Source organism: Streptomyces sp. NPDC094147 (assembly GCF_044764265.1).
GTDB lineage: Bacteria > Actinomycetota > Actinomycetes > Streptomycetales > Streptomycetaceae > Streptomyces.
Genome location: NZ_JBIWHT010000018.1, coordinates 18581 through 42105, shown reverse-complemented (window position 1 = coordinate 42105; position 23525 = coordinate 18581). Strand labels below are relative to the sequence as shown.

General features: G+C 69.8%; 20 protein-coding genes. 16 read left to right on the top strand and 4 right to left on the bottom strand.

Annotated elements, in window-relative coordinates:
* Nucleotides 1–97: 97 nt before the first annotated feature.
* The 6 genes from ACIQ8J_RS24190 (at nucleotide 98) to ACIQ8J_RS24165 (ending at nucleotide 5623) form a co-directional block, all read left to right on the top strand.
* Nucleotides 98–1552, top strand: coding sequence for an MFS transporter (locus ACIQ8J_RS24190; protein WP_403274351.1), 1455 nt, complete (start codon nucleotides 98–100; stop codon nucleotides 1550–1552).
* 235 nt (nucleotides 1553–1787) lie between these two features.
* Nucleotides 1788–2996, top strand: coding sequence for an acyltransferase family protein (locus ACIQ8J_RS24185; protein ID WP_403274352.1), 1209 nt, complete (start codon nucleotides 1788–1790; stop codon nucleotides 2994–2996).
* Between the two features lie 62 nt (nucleotides 2997–3058).
* The gene (locus tag ACIQ8J_RS24180; protein WP_403274353.1) at nucleotides 3059–3490 is read left to right on the top strand and encodes a nuclear transport factor 2 family protein; all 432 of its coding nucleotides are present in this window, start codon (nucleotides 3059–3061) and stop codon (nucleotides 3488–3490) included.
* Between the two features lie 28 nt (nucleotides 3491–3518).
* Nucleotides 3519–3950 (top strand): nuclear transport factor 2 family protein, encoded by a 432-nt coding sequence (locus ACIQ8J_RS24175; protein ID WP_403274355.1) that lies wholly within the window; start codon nucleotides 3519–3521, stop codon nucleotides 3948–3950.
* A gap of 7 nt (nucleotides 3951–3957) precedes the next feature.
* Nucleotides 3958–4896 (top strand): NADP-dependent oxidoreductase, encoded by a 939-nt coding sequence (locus ACIQ8J_RS24170; protein WP_403274356.1) that lies wholly within the window; start codon nucleotides 3958–3960, stop codon nucleotides 4894–4896.
* Between the two features lie 79 nt (nucleotides 4897–4975).
* On the top strand, nucleotides 4976–5623 hold the full coding sequence (locus ACIQ8J_RS24165) for a sigma-70 family RNA polymerase sigma factor (protein ID WP_403274357.1): 648 nt from the start codon (nucleotides 4976–4978) through the stop codon (nucleotides 5621–5623).
* Nucleotides 5624–5729: 106 nt separating this feature from the next.
* Here ACIQ8J_RS24165 and ACIQ8J_RS24160 read toward each other — a convergent pair whose 3' ends face one another.
* From ACIQ8J_RS24160 to ACIQ8J_RS24150, 3 genes are read right to left on the bottom strand one after another with little or no spacing between them, the layout of a single operon-like run.
* On the bottom strand, nucleotides 5730–7118 hold the full coding sequence (locus tag ACIQ8J_RS24160) for an aminoglycoside phosphotransferase (RefSeq protein ID WP_403274358.1): 1389 nt from the start codon (nucleotides 7116–7118) through the stop codon (nucleotides 5730–5732).
* Nucleotides 7115–8857 carry a maltose alpha-D-glucosyltransferase gene (treS, locus tag ACIQ8J_RS24155; protein WP_403274359.1) on the bottom strand — a complete coding sequence of 581 codons (1743 nt, stop codon included), beginning with the start codon at nucleotides 8855–8857 and terminating at the stop codon, nucleotides 7115–7117. The genes ACIQ8J_RS24160 and treS overlap by 4 nt, the downstream gene beginning before the upstream one ends.
* A complete protein-coding gene (locus ACIQ8J_RS24150) occupies nucleotides 8850–10817 on the bottom strand; it encodes an alpha-1,4-glucan--maltose-1-phosphate maltosyltransferase (protein ID WP_403274360.1) in 1968 nt (655 codons plus the stop codon). Before ACIQ8J_RS24150 ends, treS begins: the two co-directional genes overlap by 8 nt.
* 321 nt (nucleotides 10818–11138) lie before the next feature.
* On the opposite strand from ACIQ8J_RS24150, the gene ACIQ8J_RS24145 reads away from it, so the two are divergent.
* The 6 genes from ACIQ8J_RS24145 to ACIQ8J_RS24120 all read left to right on the top strand — a co-directional run bounded on the left by ACIQ8J_RS24145 (nucleotide 11139) and on the right by ACIQ8J_RS24120 (nucleotide 18816).
* Nucleotides 11139–11966 carry a type 1 glutamine amidotransferase domain-containing protein gene (locus ACIQ8J_RS24145; protein ID WP_403274362.1) on the top strand — a complete coding sequence of 276 codons (828 nt, stop codon included), beginning with the start codon at nucleotides 11139–11141 and terminating at the stop codon, nucleotides 11964–11966.
* Between the two features lie 36 nt (nucleotides 11967–12002).
* Nucleotides 12003–13604 carry a thiamine pyrophosphate-binding protein gene (locus ACIQ8J_RS24140; protein WP_403274364.1) on the top strand — a complete coding sequence of 534 codons (1602 nt, stop codon included), beginning with the start codon at nucleotides 12003–12005 and terminating at the stop codon, nucleotides 13602–13604.
* Nucleotides 13605–13642: 38 nt separating this feature from the next.
* Nucleotides 13643–14086, top strand: coding sequence for a hypothetical protein (locus tag ACIQ8J_RS24135; RefSeq protein WP_403274366.1), 444 nt, complete (start codon nucleotides 13643–13645; stop codon nucleotides 14084–14086).
* Between the two features lie 87 nt (nucleotides 14087–14173).
* Entirely contained in the window at nucleotides 14174–14785 is a 612-nt protein-coding gene (locus ACIQ8J_RS24130) for a DJ-1/PfpI family protein (RefSeq protein WP_403274367.1), read from the top strand.
* A 39-nt stretch (nucleotides 14786–14824) separates the two neighbouring features.
* Complete coding sequence (locus ACIQ8J_RS24125) at nucleotides 14825–16636, top strand: AGE family epimerase/isomerase (protein WP_403274369.1); 1812 nt, start codon at nucleotides 14825–14827, stop codon at nucleotides 16634–16636.
* Nucleotides 16637–16641: 5 nt separating this feature from the next.
* On the top strand, nucleotides 16642–18816 hold the full coding sequence (locus ACIQ8J_RS24120) for a glycogen debranching protein (protein WP_403274370.1): 2175 nt from the start codon (nucleotides 16642–16644) through the stop codon (nucleotides 18814–18816).
* Here the strand turns inward: ACIQ8J_RS24120 and ACIQ8J_RS24115 are convergent.
* Nucleotides 18727–19059 (bottom strand): STAS domain-containing protein, encoded by a 333-nt coding sequence (locus ACIQ8J_RS24115; protein WP_403274371.1) that lies wholly within the window; start codon nucleotides 19057–19059, stop codon nucleotides 18727–18729. The two genes, ACIQ8J_RS24120 and ACIQ8J_RS24115, sit on opposite strands and share 90 nt — an antisense overlap.
* 125 nt (nucleotides 19060–19184) lie before the next feature.
* Here ACIQ8J_RS24115 and ACIQ8J_RS24110 point away from each other — a divergent pair, with 125 nt between their 5' ends.
* The 4 genes from ACIQ8J_RS24110 to ACIQ8J_RS24095 all read left to right on the top strand — a co-directional run bounded on the left by ACIQ8J_RS24110 (nucleotide 19185) and on the right by ACIQ8J_RS24095 (nucleotide 23518).
* On the top strand, nucleotides 19185–20081 hold the full coding sequence (locus ACIQ8J_RS24110; protein ID WP_403274372.1) for a LysR family transcriptional regulator: 897 nt from the start codon (nucleotides 19185–19187) through the stop codon (nucleotides 20079–20081).
* Nucleotides 20082–20392: 311 nt separating this feature from the next.
* Nucleotides 20393–21880 (top strand): FAD-dependent monooxygenase, encoded by a 1488-nt coding sequence (locus ACIQ8J_RS24105; RefSeq protein ID WP_403274374.1) that lies wholly within the window; start codon nucleotides 20393–20395, stop codon nucleotides 21878–21880.
* A gap of 25 nt (nucleotides 21881–21905) precedes the next feature.
* A complete protein-coding gene (locus ACIQ8J_RS24100) occupies nucleotides 21906–22391 on the top strand; it encodes a VOC family protein (protein WP_403274376.1) in 486 nt (161 codons plus the stop codon).
* Nucleotides 22392–22432: 41 nt separating this feature from the next.
* Nucleotides 22433–23518 carry an aldo/keto reductase gene (locus ACIQ8J_RS24095; RefSeq protein ID WP_403274377.1) on the top strand — a complete coding sequence of 362 codons (1086 nt, stop codon included), beginning with the start codon at nucleotides 22433–22435 and terminating at the stop codon, nucleotides 23516–23518.
* Nucleotides 23519–23525: the final 7 nt, after the last annotated feature.

The window sequence follows — 23525 nt, the reverse complement described above, 5'->3', positions numbered from 1 at the left end:
TGGCGGGCCTATCCACGGCAGAGGGCTGGGTAGCGCGCCCCGCGGACCACAGGCTTGATCTCACTCACCCACTGTTCGCTTGTGAGAGGCATCCACCATGGTGGTAACTGACACCCCCCATCTCGACACCGGATCGCCGGAGAAACTCGGCGTGCGGGGCTGGCTCACCCTGATCACGTTGTGCGGAGCAACCTTCCTGATCGCCCTGGACTTCTCGATCGTCACGGTGGCGCTGCCGGAGATCGGGCGCGACCTGAACTTCGCCACCACCGGCGATCTGCAGTGGGTGGCCACCGCCTGCCTGTTGCCCACGGCGAGCCTGCTCCTGCTCTTCGGACGGGTCTCCGACATCGTCGGTCGGCGCCGCCTGTTCATCCTCGGCATCGTCTTGTTCACCGGCCTGTCGCTGGTGGCCGGCCTGTCTCCCAACCCCGGCGTCCTCATCGCAGCCCGTGCCGGCCAGGGCATCGCCGCCGCGATGGTCGGCCCGACCGCCATCGCCCTGATGACCGCCTCCTTCCGCGAGGGCCCCCAGCGCACCAAGGCCCTCGCCGTCAACGGCGCCCTGCTCTCCCTCGGCTTCGTCATCGGCACCATCGGCGGCGGCCTGATCACCAGCGGACTCAGCTGGCGCTGGACCATGCTCATCATGGTGTTCCTCGGCGCCGTCGTGCTGTTCGGCGCGGTGTCGCTGCTCCCCAAGGACGGCGCCCGCATGGCCGCCCGCCTCGACGTACCTGGGGCGGTTCTGGCAAGCGCGGGCCTGTTCGCCCTGGTCTACGGCATCTCGACAGGTGCGGATGCCGGCTGGACCAGCACGTCCACCCTCGGCTCCCTCGCCGCCGCCGTGGTCCTCATCGGTGCCTTCCTGCTCGTGGAGGCCCGACACCCGGCACCGCTGCTCTCACTGGAGCTCCTCAACCGGCCCACCGTGAAGTGGAGTTTCGTGGTCGGCTTCTTCACCTTCGGAATGTGCGGCGGCACCACCGTCCTGCTCAGCCTGTACATGCAGGACGTGCTCGGCTACTCGGCGCTCTCGACCGGGGTCGGCTTCCTCGCCGAGGGCGTCGCCGCCCTCGTGGCCGGCACCATCGCGTCGAAGGTGATCGGTTCCTGGGGCACCCGCCAGACCATGGTCCTCGGTCTGCTCGTGCAGGCCGTCGGCACCGCGGCCATGGTGTTCCTTCCCGCCGACGGGAACATCCCGATGCTGCTGGTGACTTCGGGCGCCATGGGCTTCGGGCACGTACTGGCCGTCGTCGCGTTCATCACCACGCTGACCTCCGGGCTGCGCAGCGACGAGCAGGGAGTCGCCGGGGCACTGTCGCAGATGCCGCAGTTCGTGGGCGCCATCGGGGTGGCCGGCCTGGCCGCCATCGTCACCGCTCGCTCCGCCTCGCTGGCCTCCACCACCACGGCGAAGCTGGCGACCCTGGGCGGGCTGCACGCAGCCATGCTCACCGCCGGATTCGTATGCCTCGCGGGTCTGCTCGTCGCGGTCACCCTCCTGCGCCGGCCGGCCCCGGCACCGGAGCCCGCCCCCGCGGCCTGAGCCTCCAGCCGACCACCCCCGTACGGGCAGACCGGCGCGCTTTCCCCCGCCCGGTGTGCCACGGCCTCAAGGCCGTGGCACACCGGGCGTTCTGCTGTCCAATACGTTGCCCGACACCCGCGCCTTTGCGTGAACTTCCCACAATGCTGGCGCAGTTCGGGACGGGCATTGTCACCGGGAATGCGGGACCGGTTCACTGAACATCGGCAACCCGGAATTCGACAGGAGATGTCCGATGTCCTCCACCACCCTCCCGCAGAGCGGAACGGGCTCAGTATTGAGCAAGCTGCCGTCTCTGACGGGTATGCGCGTCATCGCCGCGCTCATGGTGTTCTTCTTTCACATCGGACAGCTCTCCCCCTTCCGTTCGACGGACACGGCGGACACCTACTCCAGCGTGTTCGGACAGGGCGGCTGGGTGGGGGTGGGATTCTTCTTCATTCTGAGCGGATTCGTTCTGACCTGGTCGTCCCGGCCGAGTGACACCGCGCCCCGGTTCTGGCGTCGGCGCATCGCCAAGGTGTTCCCCAATCATCTCGTCACCTCCGCCGCAGCGCTGATCATTCTGGTACTCGCCGGCCAGTCCGTCGGGGGCTGGAAGGTATTTCCCGCACTGTTTCTGCTGCAGTCCTGGTTCCCCCGGATCGAGATATCCAGCGCCGCCAACTCGGTGTCCTGGTCGCTCTCGTGCGAGTTGCTCTTCTATCTGTCGTTCCCGCTGCTGATCCGCGTCGTCGACCGAATCCGCCCGAACCGGCTGTGGTACTGGACCGGCGCCGTCGTCGCCGCGATTCTCGCGGTGCCGCTGCTGGCCCGGCTCATGCCGGCGCAGCCCGGCCTGACCTTCGCCCCGGTGTCCGAGTCCGAGTTCTGGTTCGTGTACGTCCTGCCGCCCGTGCGAACACTCGACTTCCTTCTCGGCATTCTTCTGGCCCGGATCGTCCGGCACGGCAAGTGGATCCGGCTCGATCTGGGGCTCTCCATGGTCCTGGTGGCTGCGGCCTACGTCTGTTCCGCTCATGTCTCCTGGACGTTCGGCCTGGTCGCCGTCACCGCCCTGCCGCTCGGCCTGATGATCGCCGCCGCGGCCCAGGCCGACCTGGCGGGAAGCTGGTCACCGCTGCGTGGCAGGACCATGGTGTGGCTGGGCAACGTCTCCTTCGCCTTCTACCTGTGGCACAAGATGGTGCTCACCGAGGTGCGGCGCTGGTTCGGCGGCCCGGCGACGGCCTGGGGCACCCCCGGGGCGCTCGGTTACATCGCGCTCGTCTCCGCCATCACCCTGCTGCTCTCCTGGGCGCTGTACAGCCTGGTGGAAGAGCCGGCGATGCACCGGTGGGGCAAGTCCGGACGGGCCCGCCACGCTGTGCACCACCACGAAGCACGGGACCGGGACGGCCGGCCCGTCACGGCCCCGGCTCGCGAGACCACGCCGATGCCGTAGCCCCGGCCTTCGGCCGAGTTCCACCCCTGCCCTCCGCACCCGCCACGACCGAGGTGATCGACATGACTACCAGCCCACCCCTGTCCGCCGACCAGCAGCGGACTCGCAATACCGAGACGCTGCGGAGCTACTTCGAGCTGCTGTCCGCGCGTGACATCGACGCCTGGATCGCTCTGTGGGCCGACGACTGCACCGTGTCGATGCCGTTCTCCACCGGCGGGCTTCCCTCGACTCTCAACGGGCGCGCGGAGCTGCATTCCTTCTACGCCGAGCAGGCGGCCAACTATGTGCGGCTGGACTACCCGGGCACCGAACTGCATCCGCTCCACGACCCGTCGGGCGTGCTGGCCCGCTGGTATCCCCAGGCGGAGCTGGCCGACGGCCGCCGCTACAGCAATCACAACATCGGCCTGTTCACGTTCGACGCCGAGGGCCGCATCCAGACCTTCACCGAGTACTTCAACCCGGTCTTCTTCACTGCCGACGGCTCGTGAGCCAGGCCCGGACCCGAGGAGCGACCCCATGCCCCCCGCGACAGCCGACCAGCGCCGTGCCCGCAACATCGAGGCTCTGCGCAGCTACTTCTCCCTCCTGGAGAAGTCCGACATCGACACCTGGATCGGCCTGTGGGCCAAAGACTGCACCCAGTACGTTCCGTACGCAGCCGGCGACCTGCCCTCGTTGCTGACCGGCAAGGACGCCATCCACACCCTCTACACCAGCATTGCCTCCGGCTTTGCCCGACTCGCCTTCACCCTCACCGAGTTCCATCCGCTCGACGACCCGGACAAGGTCTTCGCCCGCTGGCGGCCGCGCTGCGAAATGGTCGGGGGCGGCGTCTACACCAATGAAAGCGTCGGGCTGTTCGAGTTCGATACCGAGGGCCGCATCAAGACGTTCACCGAGTACTTCAATCCGGCCGGTTTCGTAGAGAACTACGAGTCCTTCTCCTAGGGGAATCATGCTTGCTGTCGTAGCCCATCGTTACGGGGATCCCGAGGTCCTGGAACTGGCCGAGGTACCCACGCCCGAGCCCGGTGCGGGCGAGGTGCTGGTGCAGGTGCGGGCCAGTGGCACCAACCCCGTCGACGCGGAGTGCCGCCAGGGGCAGGCCGCTCCCTGGTTCGATGAAGGCCCCTACATCTGGGGGTGGGACATATCCGGCATCGTGGTCGCCGTCGGCCCCGGCGCCACCGGCTTCGCCCCCGGCGACGCCGTGTACGGCATGCCGCGCTTCCCGGTCCAGGCCCGCGGCTACGCCGAGTACGTCACCGCCCCGGCCGAGGACCTGGCCGCCAAGCCGGCCCACGTCAGCCACACGGCCGCCGCCGCGCTCCCGCTGTGCGGCCTGACCGCGCTGCAGGTCCTGGACCTGGCCGGGGCGAGCGCGGGGCAGCGCGTTCTGGTCAACGGGGCGTCCGGCGGCGTCGGCCACCTCGCGGTTCAGCTGGCGAGGGCCCGCGGCTGCCACGTCATCGGCGTCGCCCGGGAGGTCAACCACGACTTCGTGCGCGGCCTGGGCGCCGACGAGGTCATCGACTACACCGTCACCGGCGTCGCCGACGCGGTCCGTGACGTCGATGTCGTCGTCGACCTGGCCGGAGTCGACTCCTTGCTGGAGACGGTCCGGTTCGGCGGAGTGATCGCGCCCGTGCCCGGTGCCGCCCGCGGCGCCGGTCCCCTCGAAGAAGCGGCGGCCCGGCGCGGCGTCCGGGTGCTGCGCCACGTGGTGCATCCCGACCGTCCGGCCCTCGGCCGCCTCGCCGAACTGGTCGAGCGCGGGGCGCTCGCTGCCGAAATCACCCGCGAACTGCCCCTGGAAGAAGCCGTTCTGGCACACAAGCTGCTCGAAGCCGGTCACGCCCGAGGAAAGGTCGTCCTGACACCGCCCACCCGCTGAGCGGTGTGCGCCCGACGCCTTCCCCCTTACCCGTGTACCGATTCGGCGACCCTCCCGAGGTTTTCGCATGCCCAGGCTCATGACCCGTACCACCGGAAGCCCAGATCCCGCCCGCCCCACGGAGTCCGGGAACCAGCGCCGCGCCCGCTTCGAGCGCGACGTCCTGCCCTACAGCGGGGAACTGCACCGCGCCGCCCGGAAGCTCACCCGCAATCCCGCGGATGCCGAAGACCTCGTCCAGGAGACCTTCGCCAAGGCCTTCCGCGCCTTCGCGCAGTTCCAGCCCGACACCAACCTGCGGGCCTGGCTCCACCGCATTCTCACCAACACCTATCTCACCCAGTACCGCAAGACCCGTCGAGAACCCGTCCGGCAGGCGGCCGCCGACCTCCAGGACTGGCAGCTGGCCCGCGTCGCCTCCCACACCTCCCAAGGCCTCCTCTCCGCCGAGTCCCAGGCGCTGCGGCACATCCCGGATCCGGCCCTCGCCCAGGCCTTCCGTGCCATCCCGCACGCCTTCCGCACCGTGGTCTACCTGGCTGACGTGGAGGGGCTGGCCTACAAGGAGATCGCCGACGCCACCGGCATCCCGCAGGGGACGGTGACCTCCCGGCTGCACCGCGGCCGGCGCAGACTGCGGGAGCTGCTCGACGAACACGGCCGCCGCCACGGACTGATCGCCGACCAGCAGCCCGCCCCGGTGCCCGCAGCCGCCGCATGCTCGTGACGTGTCCTCGTCCCCGCAGTCGGCCTCGCCGCCATCACCACGCGCGTCCGCCTGTGGCGGCGCCCGGTCCGCGACACCACAGGTGGACGTACGGCGGCCGCCGGCCTCACGCGGCGGCCGACCGCAGCCCCCGCCCGAGCGCCTGCAGGGGGATCCACGCCCACGACGGGCGGTGCTGCGTGTCGTACAGCACCTCGTAGACCGCCTTGTCCAGCTCGTACGCCCGGAGCAACCGCAACTCCCCGTCCGTGTAAGGCCCGGCCGACGTCGCATAGCCGGACAGGAAGGCATCCTGAGCCTCCCGCACCCATCGCTCGGCGCGTGACTGTACGGCAGGGGCCACAGCCCGGTCGGTGAGTTCGTGATGGGCCGCGTAGTCGAAGGAACGGAGCATGCCCGCCACGTCCCGCATGGGTGAATGAAGGCGGGCCCGTTCCTCCCGCCCGGCCAGTGGCTCTCCTTCGAAGTCGAGCAGCAGCCACCCCTGTGCGGTCTGCAGCGTCTGCCCCAAGTGCAGGTCTCCGTGGGTGAGTTGGGCCGGGCGCTGCGCCCCGGCCAGGGAGGTGACACCGGCGAAGGCGGAGTGCAGCCGGCCCGCGTACGGGGCCAGTTGCGGCGCCGCGTCCAGCGCCTGGACCAGACGGCGGGTGAACAGCTCGGACAGGCGCCGGCAGTCCCGCCCCCGCAGGGGGGCCGGCTCGTGGCCGGTGGCCAGGGTGGTGTGCATGTCGGCCAGCGCGCGGCCCAGAGCGCGCGCCGAGGCAGTGAAGTCCCCGGCCGCCACCGGCCCACGAGCCCCGGCATCCAGGGCGGTGCGCACACTGCGGAGCGCCGCGGCCCAGCCGTCCTCGGCCGCAGGCAGGAAGCGTTGCAGGGTGGCCAGGGTGGCCCCGGTCTCCTCCTCCTCTATGGCGCCGAGCAGCTCGGGCACGTGCGAGGACCCCGCATCGCGCAGCAGGCGGTGCAGCACCAGATCGGGACTGGCACCCGGCGTGAGCCTGCGGAACACCTTCAGGATGTACTCCTCGTCGAGGACGACGGAGCTGTTGCTCTGTTCAGCGCCAAGGGGCCGGACCGTCAACGGCCTTGCGGGCAAGGTCAGTCCGGGGGTCTCCGCCACGAAGTGCGCGCCGTCCACCGCCCGGTGCCGGGCGATCTGCCGCACGAGGAGATCGACAAGGACCGGGTCCTCCAGCGCGTCGTGGACTGCGGCATCGTCCACGGCAGCGATCGGCGTCCCGGGCGGACCCGTGTCGCGGTCGTGAACCCCCAGCGCCAGCACATAGCGGCCGGCGTCGGCGCCGAGGACATCGCGGGCCTGCACCACGGCCAGCGCACCCAGCCGCCCGGCGGCCTCCGCGAACACATGGGTGCGCAGCACGGACACCGATGACAGGGCACGGCCTGTTCCGTCGAACCAGCGCTGCGCGGGCAGCCAGCGGGCGAGGCCGCCCTCCAGCGCCGCCGCGCGCAGTGAGTCGATCCGGGCGCTCACGGTGCGGGCTCCTCATCTGCCAGGGAGAACCAGTAGGTTCCGTAGCCCGCCAGGGTCAGACCGTAGGGCTGCTTGGTAACGGAGGGGAAGGCGACCTGACCGGTGAGCTCGACGGGCTGCCGGCCGACCGGTCCCGGCATGGTGAAGGAGACGGCCTGGGGGGAGTGCGAGAGATTGTTGACGCACACGATCCGGTCGAGACCGCCGTCCGGCCGGACGTAGGAGCGGACGAAGGCGAACACCCGCTCGTTGGACGTCGTGAGCTCCTCGAAGGTGCCCAGACCGAACGCCGGGTGACGGCGGCGCACTTCCAGCATGCGCCGCGTCCAGTGCAGCAACGAGGAGGGGCTCTTGGACTGCGCCTCGATGTTGACCGCCTGGTAGCCGTACAGCGCGTCCATGTTGACCGGCAGGCGCAGCCGCCCGGGGTCGGCGGCGGAGAACCCGGCGTTGCGGTCCGGCGTCCACTGCATCGGAGTGCGCACCGCGTCCCGGTCGCCGAGCCAGATGTTGTCGCCCATGCCGATCTCGTCCCCGTAGTACAGGACGGGCGAGCCGGGCAGCGACAGCAGCAGCGAGTTGAACAGTTCGAGCTGGTCACGGTCGTTGTCGAGGAGCGGGGCGAGCCTGCGGCGGATGCCGACGTTCGCACGCATCCGGGGGACCTTGGCGTACTCCGCGTACATGCAGGCACGTTCCTCCTCGGTGACCATCTCAAGCGTCAGCTCGTCGTGGTTGCGCAGGAAGATGCCCCACTGGCTGGAGGAGGGAATGGGCGGCGTCGCGGCGAGGACCTCGGAGATGGGGCGGCTGCTGCCGCACCGCACGGCCATGAACAGCCGCGGCATCAGCGGGAAGTGGAACGCCATGTGGCATTCGTCGCCGCCCTGGTCCGGGTCGCCGAAGTAGGCGACGGCGTCGTCCGGGCGCTGATTGGCTTCGGCCAGCAGGACCCGGCCGGGATACTCGTCGTCGACGACCTTGCGGACGAGCCGCAGGAAGTCGTGGGTCTGCGGGAGGTTCTCGCAGTTGGTGCCTTCGCGGGCGAACAGGTAGGGCACGGCGTCCAGCCGGAACCCGTCGACGCCCAGGTCCAGCCAGAACCGCAGCGAGTCGAGCATGGCGTCCTGCACCAGCGGATTGTCGTAGTTGAGATCCGGCTGGTGGGAGAAGAAGCGGTGCCAGAAGTACTGCCCGCGCACCGGGTCGAAAGTCCAGTTGGACGTCTCGGTGTCCACGAAGATGATCCGCGCGTCGGGGTAGCCCGTGTCGTCGTCGGCCCACATGTAGAAGTCGCCGTAGGGGCCGTCGGGGTCGCTGCGGGAGGCCTGGAACCACGGATGGGCGTCGGAGGTGTGGTTCATGACCAGATCGATGATGACGCGGAGGCCGCGGGCGTGTGCGGCATCCAGCAGAGCCACGAAGTCGTCGATGCTGCCGAACTCGGGCAGCACGGAACGGTAGTCGCTGATGTCGTAGCCGCCGTCACGCAGCGGTGAGGCGTAGAACGGCGGAAGCCACAGACAGTCGACACCCAGCCATTGCAGATAGTCGAGCTTGGCGGTCAGCCCGCGCAGATCGCCGGTGCCGTCGCCGTTGCTGTCGAAGAACGAGCGCACCAGTACTTCGTAGAAGACGGCGCGCTTGAACCAGTCCGCCTCCACCGGAAGGGGCCGCGCCGTCTCGAAGTCGGCGGCGTCCGGGAGCAGGATGCCGTCACGGCCGGGTGCTTCAGTCATGGCTCACCACGGACAGGATCTGGGCGACCGCGGCACGCGGATCGATCGTGACGTGCTTGGCATCACTCCATTCGGCCAGGTCTCCGCTGATCTCGTCGCGCAGGATCAGCCGGGTGTCCGGGGCCAGGCCGAATGCCGCGGGGGCATCGTGCACGGTTCCCTCCTCCAGGGCGTGGGGGCTCAGGCTGACGATGCACAGCACCGTCTCGCCGGATGCCGGATCGGTCTTCGTGTAGGCGAGCAGCGCATCGTTGTCGACCTCCAGGAAGCGCACCTGGCGCAGCTGCTGCAGGGCGGGGTGGGCTCTCCTGATGCGGTTCAGACGGGTGATCCAGGGCGCGAGACTGCGTCCCTGGGCCTCGGCGGCGGCGAAGTCCCGCGGGCGCAGCTGGTACTTCTCCGAGTCCAGGTACTCCTCGGTGCCATGACGTACCGGCCGGTGCTCGTACAGCTCGTAGCCCGAGTACATCCCCCAGGTGGGGGAGAGGGTCGCGGCCAGGGCGGCGCGCAGCGCGAACATCGCCGGTCCGCCGTGCTGCAGGGTGGCGTGCAGGATGTCGGGGGTGTTCACGAAGAGGTTGGGCCGCAGGAAATGCGCACCGTCGGCCAGCTCGGTGGCGTACGCCGTCAGGTCCTCCTTGGACGTCCGCCAGGTGAAGTAGGTGTAGGACTGCGTGAAGCCCGCCTTGGCGAGCCCTTGCAGCACCGCCGGCCGGGTGAAGGCCTCGGCGAGGAAGAGGACGTCGGGGTGGCTCTCCTTCACCCGCCAGATCAGGAAGTCCCAGAACGCCAGGGGCTTGGTGTGCGGGTTGTCCACCCGGAAGATCCGCACGCCGTGGTCCGCCCAGAACAGCACGATGCGCAGCAACTCCGCGTACAGGCCCTCGGGGTCGTTGTCGAAGTTCAGCGGATAGATGTCCTGATATGCCTTGGGCGGATTCTCCGCGTACGCGATGCTGCCGTCCGGCCGGGTGGTGAACCACTCCGGGTGCTCGCGCACCCAGGGGTGGTCCGGCGAGCACTGGAAAGCCAGGTCGAGGGCGACTTCCAGGTCCAGCCGCCGGGCCGCGGCGACGAACGCGTCGAAGTCCTCCACCGTGCCCAGCCGAGGGTGCACCGCGTCGTGCCCGCCCTCCTCCGCTCCCACGGCCCACGGCGACCCGACGTCGTGGGGACCGGCCGTCAGTACGTTGTTGGGCCCCTTGCGGTGGGTGCGCCCGATGGGGTGGACGGGCGGCAGGTACACCACGTCGAAGCCCATCGCGGCGACCCGCGGCAACTCGGCGGCCGCGGATCCCAACGTGCCGTGCAGCGCGGACCCGTCGGGGGCGGCCCCGCCGGTGGAGCGGGGGAACATCTCGTACCAGGCGCCGTACAGCGCCCGGCGCCGGTCCACCCAGATGCGGTGCTCCGGGCCGGGTGTCAGCAGTTCCCGCAGCGGAAAGCGGCACACCAGGTCCTGGACCGGCTCACCGAGCGCCGGTTCGAGGCGCTGGCCGAGCGGCAGGTCACGGCGGCGCAGCCGGGCCGCGGCCCGCAGGGGCAGCCGCGGTTCGCCGCTCTCGGCAGCCAGCCGCTCCAGCAGCCGGGCCCCGGCCTCCAGGTCAGCGGCCAGCGACGCGCCGGAGTGACCGGCGCCCGCTTTGGCCCGGACGGCGTGCAGCCACGTCGCCCACGGGTCGCCCCACGCCTCGATCCGGTACGTCCACAGGCCGTCCCGATCCGGCACGACCAGGGCCTCCCACCGGTCAAGACCCGGATCCCGCAGCACCATCGGTACGACGACAGGGGGCGTCGTACCGTCCGAATGCGCCAGAACGACTGCGGCGGCGACGGCCTCGTGCCCCTCGCGCCACACCGTTGCGTGAATGGGGACGTGTTCCCCGACCACTGCCTTCGCCGGATATGAACCGTCGCCGACCACCGGCGCGACTTCTGATATGGCCAATCTGCCGCTCATTGCTTCCACTCCCTCTGTGAAGGGTTCTGGGCAATAGTGCGGAAGAGGTGCTCACTTTCCGAAGTCCTCCCGAGTGGAATGTCCTCACTGCGTCAACTCCGGCAAGTGGCGCCGCGGACCGGCCTGTTGCGCGGTGGGCGGCAGCGAGTGCGGGGCCGCGGATTGGGTTAACTTCCGCAAGTTGTTCTGCTCCACGGCCCACTCCTTGCCGCGCGCCGAGCCACCGGGCTCTACTCGGAGCGTCCGTCTGGAGAAAGGCTTTCCAGATCTTCGGCGCACCCTGGGTGAAACCTCGGCGTGCGCAAAATCGTGGAGGAATTCGTGTCCAAGCGGATACTCGTCGTCCTGTCGGAGTACGGATACTGGGGGGAGGAACTCGTAGGCCCCGTCGAGGCATTCGACAGCCGCGGCTACCAGGTCACGTTCATCACCCCGACCGGCAAGCGCGCCCAGGCGCTGCCGCCGAGCCTGGACGCGGAATACATCGACCCGCCCCTCGGACGGTCGGTCACCACCCGGGACATGGCCCGCAAGGCCGCCGAACTCGACGCATCGGACCGGCTCGACAACCCCCTCAGCCTCCAGGAGCTGGTCCCCGAGCGCCCCTACTACAGCGCCCTGAACCACCTGAGGGAGCTCGAGGACTACCACCGTCGGCTCGACTCCGCGCTGACCGATCTCGTCTCCGGATTCGACGCCCTGGTCATCGTCGGCGGCAGCGGCCCCATCGTCGACCTGGCCAACAACGAGCGCCTTCATGAGGTCGCCATGGCTTTCGTCGCGGCGGACAAGCCCATCCTCGCCGAGTGCTACGGCGTCGCCGTGCTGGCGTTCGCCCGAGACCTCGAAAGCCGGGCCAGCCTGCTGTGGGGCAAGCACGTCACCGGTCACCCCAAGGAGTACGACTACAAGGACGGCACCGGCTTCATCGGCGTCGACTTCAACATGGGTCCGCCGCCGTACCCGCTGGAGTACATCCTGCGCGACGCCACCGGCCCCGAAGGGGCCTTCCACGGAAACGTCGGCAAGGAGACCTCCGTCATCGTCGACTTCCCCTTCATCACGGCCCGCTCCACGCCCGACTCCGTGCTCGGCGGGCAGAAGCTGGTCGAGGCCCTTGAGGACGGCCTGCGCCGGTTCGGCTGGTAGTCCCCCCTCCCCTCCGCAGCCAGGAAAGGACCCCGCATGCCCGCCAGGCCCGGGAAGGCAGCAATCTTCGAGCAGTTCGCTGCCGACGGCATCTCCCACATGTTCGGCAACCCAGGAACAGTGGAGCAGGGCTTCCTCGACGAGGTGGACCGCCACGACCTCTCGTACGTCCTCGCACTGCACGAAGGCGCGGCGGTCGCCATCGCCGACGGCTACGCGCGCGCCGGCCGGCGCCCTGGTCTGGTTCAGCTCCACAGCGGCGTGGGACTGGGCAACGGCATCGGGATGCTCTACCAGGCCAAGCGCGGCGGTTCGCCGCTGGTCGTGCTCGTCGGCGAGGCCGGTGTGCGATACGACGCCATGGACGGCCAGATGGCGGCGGACTTGGTGGCCATGGCCGAACCGGTCACCAAGTTCGCCACCCGCGTGATCGACCCCGCGTCGACCCTGCGCGTCCTGCGCCGAGCGATCAAGATCGCCATGACCCCGCCGCGCGGCCCCGTCGTCGTCGTCCTGCCGGCCGACGTCATGGACGAACTCACCTCCGAGCCCGCGGTGGCGACATCCATACCCGACACCCGCTCCGTCCCGTCCCCGGAAGCACTGCGCCAGGCCGCCGAGCTCCTGAGGACCGCCCGCAACCCGTTGATCCTGATGGGCGACGGCATTGCCGCCAGCGACGCGCAGCGGGAACTCACCGCGGTCGCCGAGCGGCTGGGAGCGCGGGTGTGGGGGGTGAACTGCTCGGAGGTCAACTTCGACACCACGCACCCCCTTTACGGCGGGCAGACCGGCCACATGTTCGGGAAGGACAGCGCGCGCGTCGTCGCCGGCGCCGACGCCGTCCTGATCGTGGGCACGTACGTGTTCCCCGAGGTCTTCCCGGACCTGGCGAGCCCCTTCGACAAGGACGCCCGCCTCGTCCACATCGATCTCGACGCATACGAGATAGCGAAGAACCACCCCGTCGACATCGGTCTCGTCGCCGATCCCGCGCGGGCGCTCGCGGGACTCGCGGACGCTCTCGGCCCCGGGCCCGGCATCCGTTGGCCCGAACCGGTCCCGCGCCCCGGTCCGGCGGTGGCCGACGAGCCGCTGATGGACACCTTCGCCCGTACGCTGGCCGACCGTGCCCCGCGGAACCTGACGGTCTTCGACGAGGCCCTCACCGCCTCGGCGCCACTCGCCCGGTACCTGCCGCCCCGTGAGCCCGGCCGCTTCTTCCAGACCCGCGGCGGATCGCTCGGCGTCGGCATCCCCGGAGCGCTCGGCATCAAGCTGGCCCGCCCGGACCTCCCGGTGATCGCCTTCACGGGGGACGGCGGCAGCATGTACACCTTCCAAGCGCTCTGGACAGCCGCCCGCGAAGGCATCGACGCCAAGTTCGTGATCTGCAACAACGGCCGCTACCGGCTCCTGGACCTCAACATCGCGCAGTACTGGAGCGAGCAGGGCATCGAACCCCACGCCGCTCCGCAGTCCTTCGACCTCACCAAGCCCGACATCGGTTTCAGCGAACTCAGCCGCGCGCTCGGGGTGCCCGCGCAGCGGGTCGACAAGGCCGACCAGGTCGAGTCCGCGATCGAGGCCATGTGGGCCCACCCCGGGCCCTACCTGATCGATCTCGCCGTCGACTGAGGCGGCCCGGCCCGGTCGCCCAGAAGGGAAGAACACGCATGACCTCAAACCCCGGTACCCGCACGCTCACCGCCGCATCGGCCGAAGCATTCGTCCGCGACTGGCACGGCAGCCTGCTGCAGGGCGTGCCCGTCGAGGACCTGCTGCCGCAGCTGGCCAACGGACTGCGCCTGGAGCTTCCGGCCCAAGTGGTGCGCGGCGCGGGCGAATTCCGGACCTGGCACGCGGCGGGCCCGCACGTTCCGGTGGCCGACCGGCGGCTGGCGGCGGCGCGCCTGGACGTACGTCTCTCCTCACCGGTCCACGCCGAGGTCAGCTGTGTGCTGCCCGCCGACGCGGACCGTCCCGAGACCCGCCAGCAGTGGTCACTGGTGCTGCGGGACGGCCGGCTGCGCATCCGTACCCTCGCTGTCCGGCTCCGGCCCGAGTCCGCTCCCGCCCTCGTCCCGGCGGCCGCCGAGCCCGCGCTGGCCGGCGCCTGACGAAGACCGGGCAGGTCCGGTGCCCCCTCCCCCCGGGTACCGGACCTGCCCCATTTTCCTGTCCGCCTCCACGCAAGGAATGAACCGATGAGCACGAACCATCCGCTGTCGCGCAGGCGCCTGATCGGCCGCCGCATAGGGATCCTCACCGAGAGCGACTACGTCGAGGAGGAAATCGCCTACTACCAGCGGCGGTTCGCCGAGGAAGGCGCGGAGGTCGTCCTGCTGACCCGGCTGTGGGGTCAGGACTCCCTGACGTTCACGGGGCACGAACTGCGTGCCCCGCTGACGGTCAGCGACGACATCGACCAGCTCGACTACTCCGGCCTCGCGGGCTATTCCGCGCTCATCGTGCCGTCCGGCCAGGTCGCCGACCGGCTGCGCTACAGCGAGGACGTGGACAAGCCGGCCCCGGCCCTCGACCTGATGCGCCGCGCGTTCCGGCTGCCCAACCTGATCAAGGCGTTCTCCTGCCATGCGCTGTGGCTGGTCTCGGCGGCCCCCGAGCTGGTCCGCGGCCGCGACGTCACCTGCCACAACAACCTGGTCGGCGACGTCCGCAACATGGGCGCCGTCTACACCAACCAGGACGTGGTGGTCGACCACGACCTCGTGACGAGCCGCACGGTCGCCGAGTGCCACCTGCTGGCCCGCACGGTCATCGATCTGCTCGACCCGCCCGTCGCGGCCGCCGCATGACACCACACGGACCCCACCCCGGAATCCAGGAGACCCACGGTGGCCACTGAGCTCCCCTTCACCCTGTCCGACAGCGTTGCCGGCTACGTCACCGAGAGACGAGGAGGCAGCTTCGTCCTGCGGACCCTGGACGAGCGGCATGTCACGATCCATCTCACCGAGACCACCAATGGCCAGCAGGTACGCAACCTCGGCGAGCCATACCACGACGTCACGGGGCAGATCCGGGAGCTGCTGGCACCCGGCCGGTTCGTGTTCTGCTACGGCCCGGTCTACTCCGAACCCGACGGACTGCACCACCAGGCGGCACAGCTGGTGTTCATCAACGACGAACACGACGCCTGGCCGTTCGAGCGACCCGGCTGGTGGACGGAACAGCTCCGTGAACTGGCCACGTTCTACCGCCGTTCACAGTTCGGGCAGGGCCCCATCGACTTCGGCGACTACCGGACCGTGATCAGCGGCAGCGGAGGCAAGACCGCACAGCACGTCCAGGAGACCGACACCATCTCCCGCATGGTGTACGGCATGGCCAGCGCCTACATGCTCACCGGTGACGAGGACGCCCTGGCCGTCGCCGACGCGGGTTCCCAATACCTCCACGACCACATGCGTTTCGTCGACACGGACGACGACGTCGTCTACTGGTACCACGGCGTGGAGATCGCCAACGGCCGCGAACACCAGCTGTTCGCCTCGGAGTTCGGCGACGACTACCGCGCCATCCCCGCCTACGAGCAGATCTACGCGCTGGTCGGACTCACCCAGACGTACCGGGTCACCGGCAACCCCGACCTCCTCGCCGACATCGAGGGGACGGTGCGGCTGTTCGAGAAGTACTTCCACGACCCGAGGCTCGGCGGCTACTACTCGCACATCGACCCCGTGACCCTCAGCCCCTACCACGAGAGCCTCGGCCCCAACCGGGCCCGCAAGAACTGGAACTCGGTGGGTGACCACGCCCCCGCCTACCTCCTCAACCTGTTTCTGGCGACTGGCGAAGACCGCTACCGCCGGATGCTCGAGCACACCTTCGACATGATCGTCACGCACATGCCGGACCGGTCGACCCCCTTCGTCCAGGAGCGTTTCCACGCGGACTGGACACCCGACCGGGAATGGGGATGGCAGCAGGACCGGGCGGTCGTCGGCCACAACCTCAAGATCGCCTGGAATTTGATGCGGATGCAGGGCATCGTGCCCAAGCGCGAATACCGCGCCCTGGCCGAGAGCCTGGGCACCACCATGCCCGACGTCGGCCGCGACGCCCAGCGCGGCGGCTGGTACGACGTCCTGCAGCGGGTGGCCGAGAACGGCCGGCACCGCTTCGTCTGGCACGACCGCAAGACCTGGTGGCAGCAGGAACAGGCGATCCTCGCCTACCTCATTCTGGCCGGGAACACTCACCGGGACGACTTCCTCAAGAACGCCCGGGAGTCCTCCGCCTTCTACAACGCCTTCTTCCTCGACCACGACGAGGGCGGCGTCTTCTTCACCGTCCTGGCCCAGGGGCTGCCCTACCTCGTGGGCAACGAACGCCTCAAGGGCAGCCACGCGATGGCGATGTACCACAAGGCCGAACTGTGCTACCTCGCCGAGGTCTACACCCAGCTGCTCATCAACAAGGAACCGCTCGACCTCTACTTCCGCCCCCAGTCCGGGGCCGCCTATCCCGGCGGCCTGCTGCGAGTGGCCCCCGACGTCTTCCCCCACGGGCACATCGTTCTCGACCGGGTACTGATCGACGGCGCGCCCTACAGCGACTTCGACCCGGAGACCATGAGCATCCGGCTCCCCGACTCCGCCGAGCAACTGCGCGTGCGGGCACGCGTACGGCCGGCCGGCCGGTAACCGCCATGGCCCCCTCCACCCTGCAACTCGCCGCCCCCGCACCGGAGACAGCCCCGGGCCTGCCCCACCCGCTGGGCGCCACCGCCGTGCCCGACGGCATCAACTTCGCCGTCGCCTCGTCGACCGCGGCCGGTCTGCGCCTGGTGCTGCTGGATCCGGACGACGGCACCGTCCTGACCGAGATCGCGTTTCCCGCCGAGCACCGCATCGGTGCTGTGTTCACCATGACCGTGCGCGGCCTCGATCCGCGGCGCTGCCACTACGGCTACCGCGTACAGGACGCGCAGGGCCGCCTCTCACCGGTGATCCTCGACCCCTACGCCCGAAGTCTGGCCGGCGCCGGTTCCTGGGGCGAACGCCCCCAGTACCGCTCCGCGGTCCTTGAGGACACCTTCGACTGGACGGGCGACCGGCACCCCCGCATCCCGCACAGTGAACTCGTCATCTACGAAACGCATGTGCGGGGCTACACACACCACCCGTCGTCCGGGGTCACCCACCCGGGCACCTACGCCGGACTGATCGAGAAGATCCCCCACCTGCAACGGCTCGGCGTCAACTGCGTCGAGCTGCTGCCCGTGTTCGCGTTCGACGAGACCGACAACACCTACACCTCGCCGGACACCGGCCTGCCGCTGCGCAACTTCTGGGGATACAACAGCGTCGGCTTCTTCGCCCCCACCCCCGGCTACGCCACGGACAGCTCCCCCGCCCGCGCTCCCCGCGAACTGAAGCAGCTCATCAAGTCCCTGCACCGGGCGGGCATCGAGGTCGTTCTGGACGTCGTCTTCAACCACACGGCCGAGGGCGACCGGCGGGGCCCGACCCTGTCGTTCCGCGCCCTGGACGAAGCGGCGTACTACCGGATCGGCCCGGACGGCCAGTACGTCAACCTCACGGCCACCGGCAACACCGTCAACTGCAACCACCCGCTGACCCGCGCGTTCATCCTCGACTGCCTGCGCTACTGGGCCACCGAGTACCGCGTCGACGGCTTCCGGTTCGACATGGCGTCCATCCTGGCCCGCGGCACCGACGGCGCGCTGCTGCCCAACCCGCCCCTGCTCGAGGCCATTGCCCACGACCCCGTACTCGCCCACTGCAAGCTCATCGCCGAGGCCACCGACGCGGCCGGCAGCTACCAGGTCGGCTCCTTCCCCGGCTACCACCGCTGGGCGGAGTGGAACATGCGCTACCGGGACGCGATCCGGCGGCTCCTGCTCGCCCGACCGGGCTCGGCCGCCGCGTTCGCTCCCCGCCTGATCGGATCCCCCGACCTCTACCCCGGCCGCGGCGCCGCCCCGTCCGTCAACTACATCACCTGCCACGACGGCCTCACCCTCGCGGACTGGACCGCGTACGACCGTCGCCACAACGAAGCCAACGGAGAAGGCGGACACGACGGCATCCCGGACGAGGACAGCTGGAACTGCGGGCACGAGGGACCCACCGACGACCCCGCCGTGCTGCGCCTGCGGCATCGCATGGCCACCACCGCCCTGCTGCTCCTCTTCGCCAGCCAGGGAGTTCCGATGCTGCTCGCCGGTGACGAGTTCGGCCGCACCCAGGGCGGCAACAACAACACCTACTGCCAGGACAGCGCGCTGAGCTGGGTCGACTGGAACCATCGGCAGAGCCATGCGGGCCTGCTGGAGTTCACCCGCCGCTGCCTGGCCTTCCGCCGGGCCCATCCGGCGCTGCACCGCCTCACCCACGCCGACAGCGCCCCCCGCCCCGGACACTGCTACCCGCCGGTGAGCTGGCACGGCACCGCGCCGTGGCAGCCCGACTGGTCCGAGTCCTCCACCCTGGTGGCCGCGGTGCTCTACGAACACGCCGCCGTACCGGACTGCGTCTACCTGGCCGTCAACACCGGCGACGCGGACCGCGAAGTACAGCTTCCGCCCCCACCACCCGGCACCGGCTGGCACCTGTTCGCCGACACGGCCCGGACGCCGGACTCAGCGGCCCACGAGCCGGGTGACGAACCCCGCCTCAGCAGCGACCACCACACCCTCGGCGCCCACTGCGCCCTCCTCGTCACCGCCAAACCGCTCGCCCAGCCGCACCGGGACCGCCGCCGGTCTGCCTCAGGCAGCCGCAGCGCGCGTCCCCTGCGTGACGATGGTCATCGAACGGTCCAGGCCGGCCAGCCGGAGCCGCGCCTGCAGGGCCGGTGACGCACCCTCGACGACGATCTCGGAACTGGCCGGCAGGTGCTGCTGGGCGAACGCCAGGCACCGCAGCGCCGCCGGCACCAGGGACGCAAGGGCATGGACATCGACGACCAGGCGCCGCGGCGACCACCCGGCCGCCTCGTCCACCACGCGGCGCAGAGCCGCCACATCACGGTCGGCGAGGTCTCCCGACAGCCGGACGACGGTGGTGGAACCGGTGTTGCCGAGGGAGATGTCGAAAGACATGAGAACCAGTCCTTTTCCGGGCTTCCGATGAATTCGGCCGACGTGCTGCCGTGCTTTCTGCTCAGTGACAACACTCTCTCCACTGCCCATGGACCGTCCAATACCTGCTTCCATAGCCTGCCGTCATGGATATCGACACAAGACTCCTGCGCTACTTCACCGTCGTCGCCGAAGAAGGAAACCTCACCAGGGCCGCGCAGCGCCTGTTCGTCGCCCAGCCCTCGCTCACCAAGCAGATCAAGCAGCTGGAGGCCCAGTTGGGTCTCGAACTCTTCACCCGCAGCCGCGCCGGAATGGAACTGACCGCAGCCGGAAAAGCACTCGCCGCCGACGCGGCCGGGCTGCTGGAACAGTGGGAGGAACTGCTGCGCTCCGTACGCAGCGCGGGCACCTCCGCGTCGCGCGTACTGCGGATCGGCTTCGTGGCCAGCGCGGCGAACGAGAACACCCAGCGGATCATCGCGGAGTTCGCGCGCCGCCGTCCCGGTTGGCGGGTGGAGCTGCGGCAGACGGAGTGGTCGGATCCCACCGCCGGTCTGGCGGCCGGCGACTCGGACGCCGCGCTGCTGCGCCTGCCTTTCCCCGGCCAGGACGGCCTCCACATCAAAATACTGATCACCGAGCCCCGGTGGATCGCCCTGCCCGCCCACCACCGCCTGGCCCACCAGGAAGTCGTCGAATTCCAGGACCTGTTCGACGAGCCGTTCGTCGCCACCCCGGAGGCCTCCGGATGGTGGCGGGACTACTGGCTGGCCACGGACGAACGCGACGGAACCCCCGTACGGATCGGTGCGGTCGCCCACAACCCCGACGAGTGGCTCAACGCCGTGGCGAACGGCTACGGCATCAGCCTCACCCCCGAGGCCACCGCGCGCTTCTACCAGCGCCCCGACGTCGTCTACCGGCCGGTGCAAGGGGTCAGCCCCAGCCAAGTGGGCGTGGCCTGGCCCCGCGAGGGGGCACCGGGTTCCGCGCTGGAGGACTTCGTCCAAAGCTGTCTTGCCGTCTGCACGGACGATTAGCCAGACAGCACAACCGTGCAACAAGGCAACTCGGCGAAGTCGCACAGCATTTGTTTGAACGGACGCCCCGGCGCGAACGGAGCATGGTATTCCGCGCGTATGTCACAGGTCACTCCCCGCCCGCAACGACTTAGTGCAGTCTGCGTTGCAGACGCTCGACAAGGCCTCTGATACTTACGGGCGTCCGCCGAATTCGGCTGGCACAGAACACGCATTGCATCAGTTGCCTCCGTATGCGGACACGGGTTCTCGGGAAGTGCGGGACCCCCACAGGTGCGGGGGCTCGCCGCTGCCCGATCCTGGAGTACAGCATGCCGAATTCCCGGGGTAGTTCGCCCCTGCCGAGCACCACGGACGTCCTGATCGTGGGGGCGGGTCCGACCGGCCTCGCACTGGCCGGCGCCCTGCGCGCCCAAGGCGTGGATCACGTCATCATCGACCGGGCGGCCGGCACCGCGGTGCACTCGCGGGCCGCGGCGGTCCACGCCCGCACCCTGGAGTCCCTCGCCACCATCGGGGCGGCCCAACCACTGGTCGAACGCGGCCGTCCGGGCAACTCCTTCACGGTGCGCGACGGCGAACGCCAGGTGCTGACCACGCCGTTCGACGAGCTGGACACCCCCTACCCCTTCGTCCTCGCGATACCGCAGCAGACCACGGAGGAAGTCCTCGAAGCACGCCTGGAAGCCCTCGGCGGCCATGTGCACCGCCGGCACACCCTGCTCGACCTCGGCGAACTGTTCCCGGGGATGAACGCCCTGGTGAGCAACGACGAGACCGGCGAGGTCCGCGCCGTCCAGGCCCGCTACGTGGTCGGCTGCGACGGCCTGCACAGTACGGTGCGCCAGCAGATGGGCATCCCCTTCGTCGGCCACGACCGCCCGCAGAACTTCGCGCTCATCGAGTTCTCCATGGAGTGGTCGGGCCCCGAGGGGGAGATCTCCTTCTTCTTCTCCCCGGCCGGCCTGCTGGCGGTCTCCCACCTCCAGGGCGACACCTACCGCATCGTGGCCCTGGTCGACGACGACACACCTACGCCCGACCTCGCGGCAGTGCAGCGCCTGCTGGACACCCGCGGCCCCTCAGCGGCCGGAGCCAAGGTCAAGCAGCTCGAAATGGCCTCCACCTGGCGCGTCCTGCACCGCCTCGCCGACACCTTCGGAGAGGGTCCCGTCTTCCTGGTCGGCGACGCTGCCCACGTCCACAGCCCGGTCGGCGCCCAGGGCATGAACACCGGACTCCAGGACGCCTTCAACCTGGCATGGAAGCTGGGCGCCGTCATCAACGGCACGGCCGCGCCCGCCCTCCTGAACACCTACAACGCCGAGCGGCGCCCGATGGCCCAGGGCCTGCTGGCCTTCGCCGCCCAGCTCCACGACATCTCCACCATGAGCGACCCCGACAGCATGCGGCTGCGCAACGAAGTCCTGTCCGCGGTCGGCAAGATCCCCGAAGCCCGCACCTGGCTGGCTCGGCGGCTCGCCCAGCTCGCCGTCGCCTACGGCAACCCGCAGGGCCTCAAGCCGGCCGTCGGCGAGCGCATGCCCCCGCGCCCCGGCATGGCCCAGGGGATCGGCTGGTCGCTGCTCCTGCCGTCCGACGCGGACGCCGTCGCCGTCAAGGAGGCGGCCGAGGCGAGCCCCACCCCGCTGGCCGTTGCCACGGTCGACGACCTTCCCCATGCCGTCCTCGTCCGCCCCGACGGACACATCGCCCTCACCGCCTCAGCGGCCGAGGCCCCCGGCCTCCCCGCGCGCCTGACGGACTGGCTCCACCAGGCCTGGCCCTCGGCCGTCTGACCCCGCATTCCACAGGAGACCCACCATGGCACCGCACTACACCCGCCCCCCGGGCGCCGCCACGCTCATGCACGTCGCCATCACCTGCCCGGATGTCGACGCAGCCCTGCGCTTCTACAGCGAGGGCCTCGGCTTCGACCGCACGTACGAGTGGACCAAGTCCTCGAAGGCGAGCTGCCCCTGCCAGGCCGTGTACTCCGGCCGGGGCGTCTACATCGAGCTCAACGGCGACACGTACATCGAACTGTTCCCCGGCGGCACCGCCGGCGCGGACTCCTCGTCCGGACCGCTGCAGCACATCGCCCTCACCGTGCCCGACGTCGACGCGGCCTACGCATCCTGCCTCGCTGCCGGAGGCCAGGCATTCCCCCTGGACGACTGGGCGGGCGACCCCACCACCGTCGTACTCAACGGCGAGCCCGAAGTGCAGGTCCGGGTGGCCTTCGTCAAGGGCACCGGCGGCGAACTCATCGAACTCTACGAACAGCACAGCCCCGTCATCGCCCGCTAGTGCCGTCTGCAGCCAGCTCACCGCCCGTCCACGGAGGACCCATGCGTTACACAGTGCTCGGCAAGACAGGTCTGCGCGTGTCCGAACTCGCCCTGGGAACCGTCACGTTCGGCGAGGACTGGGGCTGGGGCGCGCCCAAGGAGACCAGCGCCCAGATCCTCGACCTGTACGCCGAGGCCGGCGGCAACCTCATCGACACCGCCGACCACTACACCGGCGGCACCTCCGAGGAGTTCCTCGGCGAGCTCCTCAAGGGCCGCCGCGACAGGTTCGTCCTGACCACGAAGTACACCCTGCAGACGGACACCGCCGACATCAACTCCGCGGGCAACCACCGAAAGAACCTCGTCTCGTCCATCGAGGCAAGCCTGCGCCGGCTGCAGACCGACTACATCGACCTGCTGTGGGTGCACGCCCACGACACCCTCACCCCCGTCCCCGAGATCATGCGTACCCTCGACGACCAGGTCCGCGCCGGAAAGATCCACTACGTGGGCATCGCCAACTGGCCGGCCTGGGAGGTCGCTCAGGCCAACACGCTCGCCGAACTGCGCGGCTGGTCCCCCTTCGCCGCCCTGCAGATCCGCTACAACCTGCTGGAGCGCGGCCCCGAGCGGGACCTGCTGCCCATGGCCCGCCAATTCGACCTCCCGGTGCTGGCCTGGGGAGCGCTGTCCGAGGGACTGCTCACCGGCAAGTACCTCACCGGCGGCACCGGCCGCCTCACCGTCGCCCCGCGCGACCACAACAGCGCACCCGGTACCGACACCCTGGTGCGCGAGGTCGTCGCCATCGCGGAACAGGGTGGCTGGACGCCGGCCCAAGTCGCCCTGGCGTGGCTCCGCAGCCGGCCCGGCGTCGTCATCCCGATCCTCGGCGCCACCAAGGAGCACCAGATCAAGGACACCCTCGGCAGCGTCGACGTGTCCCTCACCGACGAGCACCTCGACCGTCTCGACACCCTCAGCCGGATCGACCTCGGCTACCCGCACGACCTCCTGAGGGATCCGGTGACCGTCACCGACATGTACGGCAAGAACTGGGCGGACATCGAGGACCGGCGCACCACCACGCGCCGGGGCGTCAGCGACGACGCATTCGTGCCGATGCCCCGAACCAGCATCTAGGGGGTGT